We start from the raw sequence: 13,479 nt of genomic DNA, 5'->3' as shown, positions 1-13,479 counted from the left end.
GCCCAACAGGCAACACCTGATGGGCTTTCTCTTTTTCTCAATTTTTTTGCAAGCGGCTACCAATATTCTGCGTGAGCCAAGCCTTTAACGCAGCTCGACTTTCCACTTTTCACTTTGACTTGACCACCAGTCACGATTGAGCTACCCAACCGTGAGGGAAACTCAACTCAAAGGGCGCTGGGACCTGCTCAACGGTCATTTTGCCAAAACCCACTTTTGAATAGTAGTCAGGATCACCGTACGTCACTGCAAGCTCAATACCCTGCTCTTTTAGAAACTGCAAACCGAAGTTAATCAGGCGCTGACCAATACCACGCTTTTGCATCTGAGTGCTCACCGCCACTAGCGAAAGCAAATATGCCTTGGTTTCATCATCAAATGAAAGCGGCGTAAAGATAATCGCGCCAACAATCGTGCTATCCGCATTCGACTCACTAGAATCGTCTTCAGCGACAAAGCAAAGTAGCTCTGTCGGGGCTGTAGTCGTTAAAAGGTCGCTGGCAAGCATACCCACGGTTTTACCTTCGTTCTCGCCTTCTGAATCCGTAAAGGTTTGAGTGAAAACTTGAGTGATCGTTTCGATTTCGTTTGAATTATATTGTCTAAATTTCATGGTGTTACTCACTTACTTTAATTTCTTGAGCACAAAGAATTGATAATCAAAATCACGTTGTTCAGAACCTTTCGAAGGCTGTTGACCCAAGCCGTTCTTTGATGTGTTGCGATCGAAAAATTGTTTAACTTCATTGTCGCAATCTACGAGCGCTTTTGAGTTCGGCATCGTTGCTTTAAGCGCTTCTACTCGCTTTTGAAAGGGCTGGTAATACGCAAGCCAACCAGCATCGCTCAGTGCAAAGTGCTCCAAGACTTCATAACCCGCAGCTTGTGCCTGTTTAATTCGCTCGGATACCGTCGTCATGTTTGGATACTCTTTTTGCCAGAACGCTTTGCTCGATTCGTTAGGTTGTTCGGTATTCCACACCAAATCATTAACGACCAATATGCCGTCATCACTGAGTAAATTTCGCCACTGCTTTAGCGCCTTTTCAACACCCATGATGTAAGCGCTGCCTTCCGACCAAATTAGGTCAAACGACTTAGCTTCAAACGGCAGATCCATCATGCTCGCGCACACGGTTTGGACGTTGCTTTCTAAGCCAAGAACCTGTGCTTGCTGAGTCAGAACATCTAAACTCGGTTGATCATTATCTACCGCCGTTATTTGCACATCCACTTGATGTTCTACTAAGGCTTTCGCTAACACAGAGGTGGCAATACCTTTACCACAACCGATCTCAAGCACACGTTTAGGAGAAACCGAAACGTGTACCAACGCCGCTAAAGTATCTTCCGCTGTTCCTGGCCCTAAACGCTGTAAACCCGCAAAGATCACCTCAAAATCCGCCATGTACTGGTCATGATCGTTCATGTCTTTTGAAAGCCATTTCAGTCGCAGTGCTTGCTTCTCATCAAAGCCTTGCTTAATGAGCCAATCGAGATGCGCATCAGGCGCCACCTTGTCCATCGATTCATGCCAATCTTGCAAACCACTCTCGCCTAACAAGGCCGATAAAAGATCTCTCGAACGCTGTTTCTGAGCGATCTCTTCGTCCAATTGTTCGAGTCGGTTTTGTAACAAGGAGCGGTCAACCTTGGCATCCAAACACGCCTGACACTCTTTCAACGTCAGTCCACCCGCTTGTAACTGCTGCAACAATTTCACACGCTGCAAGTCGCGTTCGGAATAACTTCGATAACCATTACTGGTGCGTTGAGCTTCTATCAAACCCAACTTTCCATAGTACAAAAGCGTTGAACGGCTCAGGCCAACGAGCTCCGCTAATTCAGATATGCGATACATCCACTTCTCCCTCATTTCAGTAGTAAAGATAAACTATGAAGTTGTAGTCGGGTCAACAGAATTTTCGACACTTTTCTCGTTCTTTACCTATTTACCTTCAAATTGATAAAGCGATCTGAGCGTGTCTTTTATCCATAGAACGGTTAGTCATCGACATTGCCTGAACGGGATTCAGGAAAGGAGAGGTATTAAACTTGATGAATTGAAAACAATTAGCTAATAAACATACTTCTTTTTAATCGAATTTTGCCAATTTCTAAATCATTCAATAATGGACGAACGTTAACTAAACGATAAATAAACTCACCGAATGAATACTTAAATCAACCACACATATACACCAGAAATTCCTGCTTAAATTTTTTAGAAAAATTCAAAATTTATTAGAAATTAACCCCTAACTTTACTGAGTAATTTGTTAGGCTTGGCAACAAATATTTACAATCCAACAAAAAATTAATTGGATACTTTGAGGTTGCTTTCTTGAATATGAAATTATTCGGCAGTTCTTTGATTCTGTCAGGAACTGCATTAGGGGCTGGCATGCTTGCTATTCCCATGGTGTTGGCCCAATTTGGCTTCATGATCAGCTCAGTGCTGATGCTACTTATCTTTATCGGCACCACATACTCTGCACTCCTCCTGGCAGAAGCATGCACTAAAACTAAAGACAACAGTGGCATGAGCAGTGTTGCTTACCTCACTCTGGGCAGCAAAGGTAAACACTTTATCAATGCACTCTTTTACCTGTTGCTAGTATGCATGTTGATCGCTTATATCTTGGGTGTCGGTGACATCATTCATAAGCTACTGCTCGACGTTGGTGTCGATGTATCAGCACCCGTTGCGTATACCATTTTCAGCCTATTGATGGGTGCTATCGTAGTCTCGGGCAAGTCTTATATCGACAAACTGAATCGCGGGCTATTCATCTCGATGGTCGTGATGCTGTTTATCGTTATCGCGTCATTATTTAGCAACATTCGCCTTGATTACCTAACTCAAACCAGCCAATACACGGCCAACGACGTGGTGCAATACAGCGCAGTTATCTTTACTAGCTTTGCCTCTATGGTGGTGATCCCGTCACTGGTTATCTACAACCGTGAAGCAACTCAAAAGCAGATCCGCAATATGATTCTGCTAGGCTCAGTGATTCCATTAATTTGCTACCTAACTTGGTTATTCGCGATTATCGGCAACCTTGGCACAGACGCGATAAGCCAGTTCCACAATATCTCTGAGTTGATCTCTGCGTTCAGCGGCCAATCTGCTTGGTTGAAAGTGGTGATCGCTCTGTTCTCTGCTTTAGCCTTGGTGACTTCTTTCCTCGGCGTGTCGATGGCGCTTTACGACCAAAACAAAGACGCGGTGACCAACAACAAAGCGTTGGCTTATGCGCTGACCTTCATCTTACCTTTGGTATTAGCAGAGCTATTCGCTAGCCAATTTGTAAGCATGCTGGACTATGCAGGCATGGTGCTAGTGTTCCTAGCTATCTGGGGCCCACTCGCAATGGTAGTTAAGGTTCGTAGACCTGACTTCCCTCACCTACAAACCGAAGGCAGCTACACAGCAGCCGGCGGCGACACGGCACTAATGGCAACATTCGGCTTTGGTGCGTTGATTTTCGTGTCTTGGTTTATGGGGTAGTTCATCACTCGGTCATAGACCTAAAAAGATACCAAGAAGAGCAGCTTTGGCTGCTCTTTTTTATGCCTAATATTCTTATCTACAAACTCTACCTTCATCGCCAAACCCAATTAACTAAGCCTTCAGACAAAGTAATTAGACACAATCATTTAGATAAACCCTCTCTCAGTATTTCAAACTCCAGCCCTGCTCAAAACAGCATGATCTATGATCATATAAAGTAGATCGATTGCTGATACATCTGATAATTAGATCACAAAACAACCTTAATGGTATTGTATTGGTATTATCATTTGAAATACCATCATTTGCGTACCCTACAGTACTAAAGGACATAATAATGAAATCGAATAGCTTCAAACTGTCTTCAATGATGTTCATTGAATGGTTTATCTGGGGAGCATGGTTTGTTCCCCTATGGCAAATACTCAATACCAATGGATTCACACCAACTGAGATCGCATGGTCTTACGCATGTACCGCGATCGCCGCGATCATTTCACCGATCTTAGTTGGATCAATCACCGACCGATTCTTCGCTGCACAGAAAGTACTTTCTGTAATGTTGATAGCAGGTGCAGGTTTGATGTACTTAGCGGCTCAGCAAACCGAGTTCGCCACCTTCTTCCCACTACTTTTGCTTTACTCGTTAACTTACATGCCGACGATTGCACTGACCAACAGCATTGCTTTCTCTAACGTAGAAGACGTAGAACGTGACTTCCCGCGCATTCGTGTAATGGGTACGATCGGTTGGATTGCATCAGGTATCGCTATCGGCTTCCTACCAGGTTGGTTAGGCTATGGTGATATTTCATCAAGCAATATCCCACTTATTCTTACCGCTTTAGCATCTTTGGCTCTGGGTATCTTCGCGCTAACATTGCCAGATACGCCACCGAAAAGTACCGGAAAACTCAGCCTTAAAGTGATGCTTGGCCTAGACGCTATCGTGCTGCTAAAAGACAAAAACTTCCTAGCATTCTTCGTTTGTTCTTTCATGTTCAGCATGCCTCTAGCGTTCTACTACATCTTCGCTAATGGCTACCTAACTGAAGTCGGAATGAGCAATGCGACAGGTTGGATGACGCTGGGTCAGTTCTCTGAAATCTTCTTTATGCTGGCACTACCATTCTTCACAAAACGATTTGGTATTAAGAAGGTATTACTTCTTGGTCTATTTACTGCCGCGGTTCGTTACGGATTCTTCGTTTACGGTAGCGCAGACACTTGGTACCTCTACTCGCTGCTGTTCGCAGGCATCCTATTGCATGGTGTGAGCTACGACTTCTACTTCGTAACGGCCTACATCTATGTCGACAAAAAAGCACCGGCTCACATGCGTACCGCTGCGCAAGGCCTTATCACATTAGGTTGCCAAGGTATTGGTAGCTTGCTGGGTTACCGCTTAGGTGGCGTGTTGATGGAGAAGATGTTCGCTTATGACGAACCACAAAACGGACTAACGTTTGACTGGGGTGGTATGTGGGGCTTCGGCGCCATCATGATAGCCATCATCCTAGTTATCTTTATGTACTTCTTCCGTGAGCCAAACGGCGAGATCAAAGAGATCAAAATCGACAACAAATCAGATGGAAACCCATCAGAGCAGACTCAAGTAGAAAAAGCTCAAGCGTAATTTTATACCTGCTCAGTCTCTCTCCTAGTTTCTGACTGAGCAGCTTTTAGATAACCTATTTTTGGTGAAGTAAGATGAGCATTTCAAAACAAGACAGAATTTTAGGCACTTTTTATGGTCAAGCACTGGGTGATTCCATGGGAATGCCATCAGAGCTTTGGCCAAGAAACCGAGTAAAAGCACACTTTGGTTGGATTGACTCTTTCCTGCCGGGGCCAGCTGAAAACAACGCCGCTTGTTATTTCGATGCTTGCCAGTTCACAGATGACACCTCAATGGCGCTGGCTCTTGCAGACGCTATAATTGAATGCGATGGCGAAATCTCACCAGAGATTATTGCTCGTAACGTATTAAGTTGGGCTGAAGGTTTTGACGCATTCAATAAGAACATTTTTGGCCCGAGTTCAAAAGCCGCGATGCGCGCTATCAAGGAAGGGACATCAATTGATGAACTAGAAAACAACGGCGTGACCAATGGTGCGGCAATGCGCGTGTCTCCAATGGGCTGCCTAGTACCAACCACCAGCCTAGACACCTTCATCGACCAAGTCGCATTAGCTTCAAGCCCAACCCATAAATCAGACGTAGCGATTTCTGGTGCTGTAGCTATTGCATGGTCGATATCTAAAGCGATTGAAGGTCACAGCTGGAACGCAATCAAAGATCAACTACCCGCGATTGCGGTTGCTGCTCAAACTAAGAACATCACCACCTTCAGCGCTTCGATGGGGGCACGCATTGAATTGGCTCTGATGGTTGCTTCAGAAAACAGCGGCGTTGAAGAGCGTATGGAAAAGATCTATAACCTTGTTGGCGCTGGTGTGAGCACAATTGAGTCTGTACCAGCAGCAATCGCCATGGTCGAACTAGCTCAAACCGATCCAAATCGCTGTGCCATTCTATGTGCAAACTTAGGTGGTGATACCGATACGATAGGCGCAATGGCTACAGCAATTTGTGGCGCATTGAATGGTATTCAAGCTATCGATGTCGAACTGAAAAAACAGCTCGATGACGAAAACCAACTCGACTTTACCGGTTACGCTGAAACCTTCCTACGCTTAAGAGAGATTAAGGAGCAAGGGTATGCCTCATAGTGCTTTGATTACACTGATTCCAACTCTACAAAACAAACGACAGTTGTGCCTAATCGGCGCTGCTGTGGTCGATATTGTGACAGAAACACCTGCCCTACCGAAACGTGGCACAGATGTAGAGCTAACCGAGAAAGGCATTCATGTCGGCGGTTGCGCTCTCAACATCGCCATTGCATTGAAGAGGCTCAGTGTTGACTCTGTTAACGCTCTACCAATTGGTCAAGGTAAATGGGCAGATATAATTACCGCTGCTATGGCCAAGAAAGGCCTAACAAGTAGCCTACAAGATCCAAGTGGCGACAACGGGTGGTGTTTAGCGCTAGTAGAGCCAGATGGCGAACGTACTTTCCTATCGGTTAGCGGCGTTGAGAACAATTGGAATCAACAAGCACTTGAGCAGTTGGATCTTAAAGACAATGCGATCGTCTACCTTTCGGGTTACCAATTATCTTCAGCTTGTGGAGAGAAGATCGTTAGCTGGCTTGAAACATTGCCAAGCGGTATTGAGCTATTCATCGATTTTGGCCCTCGTATTGGTGATATTCCAAAGCCACTATTTGATCGCCTAATCAAGCTGAAACCGACCGTATCTTTAAATCGCCAAGAAGCAAAAGTGCTCGGCATGCAAGAGATAAATACTTTTGTAGAACAATGGCATAACCAGTATGGATGCCCACTAATTCTGCGTATCGACAGTGATGGTGCTCTGTTCGCTACTCAAGATGGCTACGGGAACGTTGCGCCATTTAAAGCGACCGTGGTTGATACTATTGGCGCAGGTGATACCCATGCGGGTGGCGTGTTGGCGGGCTTGGCTTCTGGCTGGGAGCTGCCTGACGCGATCTTACTTGGCAATGCGGTTGCGTCTTATGTGGTGAGTCATGTGGGTGGCGACTGCGCGCCAAGCGTTGACGAGATAACTCACTACCTTAACCAATACTAATTCCTGTTAAGTCATGTAGACACAAGGCTCAGTATTACTGGGCCTTTTTGTTATGCCTGTCTTTCTTTTACCTAGCTTTTTTGGCCTTTCTAATATGAATCATTCTTCTGTTATGAACCGTTTTTCTAATGCAAATAACAAAGCGACAAGGATTCTGCTTGCGAGCTGTGGAATCAACCTTTGCATTGGTGTTCTCTATACCTGGAGTGTATTTAAAAACTCTCTTTTGGACCTTGGTTGGAACAACACTCAAGCCTCGATGCCCTACACCATCACTATAATCACCCTATCATTGGCGCTACTCATTGCTGGTCGTATTCAAGATAAAATCGGCCCACAAAAAGTATTAATGGTGGGTTCTTTGATGGCTGGCGCGGGAATGATCTTGGCGAGCCTCTCCTTAACGCCTTGGAACCTTAATGTGAGCTTTGGTCTAGTCACTGGTGCCGGTATTGGATTCGCTTACGCATGCTTGAACCCAACGGCAATGAAGTGGTTTCACTCTTCTCAAAAAAGCATGGTCAATGGGTTACTCGCCACTGCATTCGGGCTGGCTGCTATTTACTTGGCACCTCTTACTAGCTATCTAATCTCAGAATTCGGTCTAGAGCAAAGCCTTCAAATACTTGGGGCAGGTTTGATTTTTATCGCCTTTCCACTGGCTTGCTCTATCAAAAACCCACCAGCTGGGTATGAACCCAAAGCTCGCTCATCAGAATCGGATTCCTCCAAGCCAATGTCAAAGCCGAGCCGCAACTACATGTGGAAAGAGATGCTCGCAACCAAACAGTTCTACTTACTGTGGTTTACTTACGCTTTGGCGCGGCAGCTGGTTTGATGATCATCGCCAACATCACCTCTATTGCTGCTGAGCAAGCCAGTATCTTAGAAGGCGCTTATTTGATTGTGACCTTATCGATATTCAACTCAGCAGGTCGATTAGTGTCTGGGCTATTGAGCGACAAGATTGGTGCGTTGAAAACATTAGCCATCGCGCTTGGGCTGCAAACCATCAATATGCTGCTGTTCAACCAGTTTGTTTCTAGCCCGACTTTAATGGTTGGCGCGGCGTTGGCAGGCATTGGATATGGCACCTTGTTAGCGGTGTTTCCTTCAATCATGGCGGACTTGTACGGCTTGAAAAACTTTGGCGCCAACTACGGTGTGCTTTATACCGCTTGGGGCATTGGTGGCTTTATCGGCCCTATCCTTGCGGCAATATCGGTGGATTGGTATGGCAGTTACTCGATAGCCTATTTGATCTGTGCTGTGTTGGTGAGCATCGCCACAGTCCTGACCTTCAAAGTAAAACCCATTTCAACAGAGCCTTGTAGCGACAAAGCGTCAGCCTCACGTTATCAGCTGAAACGTTCAAACTAACTGGATAAACTTCTGAGTGGTGGAATCTTTGTTTCGCCCTCAGATTTCACATTTCTATTAAGTGCGGGCTGAGAACTTCGGGTATACTTCGATTAAATATAAAAGCTAAAACAGACCTTTATGAGCGCTTATCAACCACTGCTTACCCTGATTCAAGAACGAATCGAACAGAAAGATAAATCACCCTTATATCTGAAGATTGCCGATTCAGTGAAGCTGGCGACTGAGCAACAGATGCTCAAAGGTGGAGACTTCATTCCTACCGAGCGTGAGTTCAGTGACAAGCTTGGTGTGTCTCGTATCACCGTTCGTAAAGCGTTGGATATATTAGATAAAGAAGGCGTGATTGTTCGCTCGCGTGGTTTGGGTACCATGATCAGTGAAACGGTTGAGTACTCCAGTAAAGAAGCGACCGGCTTCTCTCAACAAGTGGTTTTGAAAGGCAAAAAGCCCGACACGTTATGGATTAAGAAAGACGTGATTGCGTGTTCTTCTGAAATAGCCAAGATGCTTAAAATCGCCGAAAACGATCAAGTCTTTCTATTGAAGCGCGTTCGTTACATCGACGAGCAAGCCGTATCTATTGAAGAGTCTTACGTTCCTGCGCATCTTATCCACGACCCTGACGAGATCCAGTTGTCGCTTTACGACTACTTCCGTAGCCAAGATATTTCGCCAACCAAAACACAAAGTCGTGTATCCGCTAAGATGCCAACGGAAGAGTTTCTAGAAAAGCTCAACATCGATGAAACGGTTCCTGTACTGCTTATCGAGCAAACCGCTTACGATAAAAAAGGCGTGCCGATTGAATACAGTATCAACCGCTGTCGTGGTGATATGTATGTGTTCGTAAGCGAAGACTAGCATCAAAAATGACAGCAGATACAAAAAGCCCGTTAGTCTTACTTGAATTAGCAATCGCAACTAATTAACAGTAGGACTAACGGGCTTTTATGTTCTGATTACCATGGCCAAAAACTAAAAGTACTTACTTGGTCAAATTACCAAGCAATTGCTCACACTGTGCTTTTAGCGATTTAAGCTCATCTTCATTCATCTTAGAAAGACACAGCATTTCAACTGGCACGGTCTGCGCTTGCTCTTTGAGCTCTAGCCCTGCAGGCGTCAGTGTAATAACTCGAACTCGTTCATCTTCAGCACTGCGAGTTCTAAGCACGTAACCTTTCGTTTCCAAGCGCTTGAGTAAAGGCGTCAACGTACCTGAATCCAAATGCGTTTTTGCGCCTAGGGCTTTGACATTTATCTCTTTTTCTTCCCACAGCACCATCATCACAATGTACTGCAAGTAAGTAAGGTCAAGCGCTTTAGCCGCTTCATCCCCCCACAAAAAAAGAAAAAGTACCCCGCTAAAAAAATGTCCCGCACTAGGCGGGACATTTCGTTATATAACTCTCAACTTTAACTTTAGCTCTTCTCTTAGCTCTTAAAAGTACTCGCGATATCTTTCAGTGAAGCTGCCAGTTCAGCTTGTTCTTTGGCTGTCGCTGCAATTTGTGTTGCACCAGTGGTCGACTCTGTCGACTTCTGCTCTACTGCCATCACGTTTTGCGCGATGTCTTGAGTCACGACCGCTTGCTCTTCGGTCGCGGTTGCGATCTGCTCAGTCATGCTAAAGATCTCGCTTACCGATGCTGAGATTCCTTGTAAGGTGTGCTCCACCTCTTTTGAATCCTCAACCGCTTTAGACGACATCTTCTGGCTGTTATCAATAACATTAAACGCGGTTTGCACGTCTGATTGTAGAGAGCTGATAAAGCCTTCAATTTCAGCTGTAGATTGCTGGGTGCGCTGCGCCAGTGTACGAACTTCATCGGCTACGACCGCAAATCCACGACCTTGCTCACCCGCTCTTGCCGCTTCAATTGCCGCGTTCAATGCTAACAAGTTAGTCTGTTCAGCGACCGACTTAATCACATCAATCACACTGTTGATGTTATTACTGCTCTCATGTAAGTGCGTGATCTTTTCCGCTAGATCATTAATTTCAGATGCCAGTTTTTCGATAGAGTGGTAAGAGTTTTGAACCGTACTCAAACCTTCTTGAGACTGCTCATCGACCAGTTTAGCGGAACTTGCTGTCTGCTGAGTTTTAGCCGCCACCTCATTTACCGTTGCTGATAACTCTTCTGTCGCCGTCGCAACCAAGCCAATTTGGTCTTGTTGTTGAACCAACGTATTCGAGTTGTAGTGACAGGTTTGTGAGGTTTCTTCAGCAGCTGAAGCCAAGGTCAAACTCGATTGATACAAGTTATCGATGACATTCGAAAACTTCTCTAGCGTTTCGTTAAGTGCCGAAGAGATCTGTCCAAGCTCGCTGTTACCAACGAACTTAGCACGAACTGTTAAGTCGTTGTCATTACGAACCTTAGACAACATCACTGTAAGATCTTTTACTCTCATCGTCAGGTCGCTGATCGTCTTATAGCTCACGAAGGTCGCGAACAAGGTTATCAAAGCAAACAGACCAATACTCATCATCATCGCAGACTGCGCCTCTGACATTTTTTTCTCTGTCAGTGCGATAAGTGACTCTGCTAAGTGGTTTTCTGTTTTCTTTAGCTGAACAATACGTGCCGTTGATTGTGCGAACCAATACACAGGATCAACATCAAAACCGCTCATCTTAGATTCAGCCAAACCACGAAGCTTTTCTACTTCTGCCACCGAACGATCATTCAATTGCTGTTCAAAGAAACGAACGTTAGCTGGGTTACTCAATACCTCAAAGTTTGAGAAGTACGTATTTTGCTCAGTCACCAAAGAGATGAATTTAACCAACATGCCTGGGCCAAATTCATTTTTAGAGAAGGTATTATTTAGGACAGCACGCTCGATACCCGCTCGCTCTTTACCTTGTAAAAAGTTGTAGTAAGCGATGGTTTCAGTGGTGATGGCAGCATCAGAGCTAAGCTCAGCAATTAACGCCGATACGCTCAGCAGCTTTGCATTCAGTTGGGTGTAGTAACCCAAAGCCTCAGACAGCGGAATCGATTGAGAATCCACTCGATTTCGAATAGAAGAAAGTTGATTAAGGCTTTGGCTGATCTCTGTATTCAAACGGTTGATCTGTGGCAGTTCGATGCTAGCAGACTGCCAGTAATCGTTTCTTTGGTTGCGTCGGTTGTCGGCATTGGTTCTCTGCGAGGCTAATTCACTGACAAACTTGGTTCCTTGAGAACCAATAAAGCCAGCGGTCATGCCTCGCTCTTTTTGTAACTCATGCACTAACTCACTGTACACAACCGAAAGACGTGTCAGTTGGTTTAATGAAGACATTTCAGTCTTGGTTTCCACGCCCTTGGATATCGCTGAAACACTGAGCCAGAGAAACCCTAAGATCGGTAAAATAAGCAAGGCGATGATTTTTTGCTTAAAAGACATATCGGTTAATTTCATTTTTATTTCCTAGCAGCTAACAAATCTTTTCAGTCATCTAACACGCACATCCTTAATAAGATGCGCCTCAATTGTGACTGTATAATTATTCAACTTGATCAATATGCATCAATTACCGTGCCACACAGATCGCGATGCGATGAAGGTAACATTTAACCTTACAAAATTCATTGATTTACCGATAAAACTATTAGCTAAGCGACCTAACGATACCAAAAACACGTGCGACAACATTTTATTGACGCAATCGACTGAAAACTGACACATTTTTACCACCCAAAAGGGGTAGGTCTGCACCAATTATGTGCTCAGAGAAAACGATATATTCAGAACTAACTATAAATTCAACGCTCACCAGCGATTGATTCACAACTAACCAACTCCCTATTCTGCGCTGATTAACTGTCTATTCCTCGTTAACTAAATATGTATAATGCCGAATTATTAAAGTAGAGATTCGCAATAAATATGCGACAACAACTGAGAGATATTGTATGGATTGTCCCGCTTGCGAGAACATATCGGTTGGGAATGGGTAGAAGAAGCGGCCATTGAGCCCAATGAGGAATTCGATTGTCCAGAGTGCGACGCAACATTGATGTACACCATCGATGAAGGTACCTACTACGGCGCTCAGCACAAGACCGTAGAAGTTATTGATGATTAAGATGATTTCCTGATGATCCGGATTATTATTAACTCTTTGATGTCCTAAGCCTGTGCAAAGCAGCCAAACACACCTTTACTAGAACGGGCGTTCAGCATAAAATATTGAACATATGTTCAGATTAATGAAGTAGATGTTATGGCTAAGACCGCTAAGTTCGATAGACAAGACGTAGTAGATAAAGCAACGAACCTGTATTGGGAAAAGGGCTTTCATGCGACTTCTATGCGTAACCTGCAAGACGTGATTGATATGCGCCCGGGCAGCATCTACGCGACGTTCGGCAGCAAAGAAGGTTTGTTTAAAGAGACGCTTGCTCGCTATACCGAACTTGGCATTCTTAATCTGAACCGCTTCCGCGGTGAAAACGAATCGCCTATCAAAGCGCTGGAAAACTTCGTAAAACGCGCCGTTGTCGAATCGAAACAGAGCGCGCCAAACGGCATGTGTATGCTGGCTAAAACGGTCGCAGAACTGACTGATGAACACACAGAATTGTTAGCAGAAGCGAAGAAGTCACTTAAGATAATGGAAGGCGAGTTCGCCAAGCTGATTGCAGAATCACAAGAATTGGGTGAGATCAGCAAAGAGCGCGAGCCGACTCAACTTGCTCGTCATGTTCAGGTTCAAATCGCAGGCCTGCGTACCTACGCCAAAACTTGTGACGATATCGATTTACTCAACTCAATGGTTGAAGACGTATTTAAGTACCACCCTTTTTAGTGTCTGACCTGATAGATTGGGCACAATACAAAAAGACTCCACTTTCACCTTAATCGGCATGAGCGGAGTCTTTTTAGTTTTGAACTAGTTAACTTTATA

Annotated in this window: 11 protein-coding genes and 2 pseudogenes; 9 read left to right on the top strand and 4 right to left on the bottom strand. The window is 44.8% G+C overall.

The genetic code is table 11. From position 1 onward, the window contains the following. Positions 1 to 56 precede the first annotated feature (56 nt). Both WR49_RS16955 and WR49_RS16950 read right to left on the bottom strand, forming a co-directional pair. Positions 57 to 625, bottom strand: a pseudogene (locus WR49_RS16955) (GNAT family N-acetyltransferase). After that, entirely contained in the window at positions 626 to 1,861 is a 1,236-nt protein-coding gene (locus WR49_RS16950) for a MerR family transcriptional regulator (protein WP_046224795.1), read from the bottom strand. Positions 1,862 to 2,350: 489 nt separating this feature from the next. Here WR49_RS16950 and WR49_RS16945 point away from each other — a divergent pair, with 489 nt between their 5' ends. From WR49_RS16945 to WR49_RS16920, 7 genes are all read left to right on the top strand, one after another. Next, entirely contained in the window at positions 2,351 to 3,514 is a 1,164-nt protein-coding gene (locus WR49_RS16945) for an amino acid permease (protein WP_046224794.1), read from the top strand. A 340-nt stretch (positions 3,515 to 3,854) separates the two neighbouring features. Further along, complete coding sequence (locus WR49_RS16940; protein ID WP_046224793.1) at positions 3,855 to 5,153, top strand: nucleoside permease; 1,299 nt, start codon at positions 3,855 to 3,857, stop codon at positions 5,151 to 5,153. Positions 5,154 to 5,227: 74 nt separating this feature from the next. Continuing rightward, the gene (locus WR49_RS16935; protein ID WP_046224792.1) at positions 5,228 to 6,250 is read left to right on the top strand and encodes an ADP-ribosylglycohydrolase family protein; all 1,023 of its coding nucleotides are present in this window, start codon (positions 5,228 to 5,230) and stop codon (positions 6,248 to 6,250) included. Beyond that, the gene (locus WR49_RS16930) at positions 6,240 to 7,193 is read left to right on the top strand and encodes a PfkB family carbohydrate kinase (protein ID WP_046224791.1); all 954 of its coding nucleotides are present in this window, start codon (positions 6,240 to 6,242) and stop codon (positions 7,191 to 7,193) included. Before WR49_RS16935 ends, WR49_RS16930 begins: the two co-directional genes overlap by 11 nt. A gap of 94 nt (positions 7,194 to 7,287) precedes the next feature. Beyond that, entirely contained in the window at positions 7,288 to 8,031 is a 744-nt protein-coding gene (locus tag WR49_RS21660; RefSeq protein ID WP_231574721.1) for an MFS transporter, read from the top strand. Then, entirely contained in the window at positions 7,956 to 8,573 is a 618-nt protein-coding gene (locus WR49_RS21655) for an MFS transporter (RefSeq protein WP_443083173.1), read from the top strand. The genes WR49_RS21660 and WR49_RS21655 overlap by 76 nt, the downstream gene beginning before the upstream one ends. A 120-nt stretch (positions 8,574 to 8,693) precedes the next feature. Beyond that, the gene (locus WR49_RS16920; RefSeq protein WP_017103508.1) at positions 8,694 to 9,437 is read left to right on the top strand and encodes a GntR family transcriptional regulator; all 744 of its coding nucleotides are present in this window, start codon (positions 8,694 to 8,696) and stop codon (positions 9,435 to 9,437) included. 124 nt (positions 9,438 to 9,561) lie between these two features. Here WR49_RS16920 and WR49_RS16915 read toward each other — a convergent pair. Both WR49_RS16915 and WR49_RS16910 read right to left on the bottom strand, forming a co-directional pair. Beyond that, positions 9,562 to 9,900 (bottom strand): annotated as a pseudogene (locus tag WR49_RS16915) (MarR family winged helix-turn-helix transcriptional regulator); the annotation flags it as partial. A gap of 110 nt (positions 9,901 to 10,010) precedes the next feature. Further along, positions 10,011 to 11,990 (bottom strand): methyl-accepting chemotaxis protein, encoded by a 1,980-nt coding sequence (locus WR49_RS16910; protein WP_046224790.1) that lies wholly within the window; start codon positions 11,988 to 11,990, stop codon positions 10,011 to 10,013. 508 nt (positions 11,991 to 12,498) lie between these two features. Between WR49_RS16910 and WR49_RS21520 the strand changes: the two genes are divergently transcribed. Further along, positions 12,499 to 12,657 (top strand): hypothetical protein, encoded by a 159-nt coding sequence (locus tag WR49_RS21520; protein WP_197078539.1) that lies wholly within the window; start codon positions 12,499 to 12,501, stop codon positions 12,655 to 12,657. 138 nt (positions 12,658 to 12,795) lie between these two features. Then, the gene (locus WR49_RS16905) at positions 12,796 to 13,380 is read left to right on the top strand and encodes a TetR/AcrR family transcriptional regulator (protein ID WP_046224789.1); all 585 of its coding nucleotides are present in this window, start codon (positions 12,796 to 12,798) and stop codon (positions 13,378 to 13,380) included. The last annotated feature ends 99 nt before the right edge of the window (positions 13,381 to 13,479 follow it).

Source organism: Vibrio sp. ECSMB14106 (genome assembly GCF_000972265.1).
Classification (GTDB): Bacteria; Pseudomonadota; Gammaproteobacteria; order Enterobacterales; family Vibrionaceae; genus Vibrio; species Vibrio kanaloae.
The sequence above is the reverse complement of the archived record's forward strand: the minus strand, read 5'-3'. Positions and strand labels throughout refer to the sequence as shown.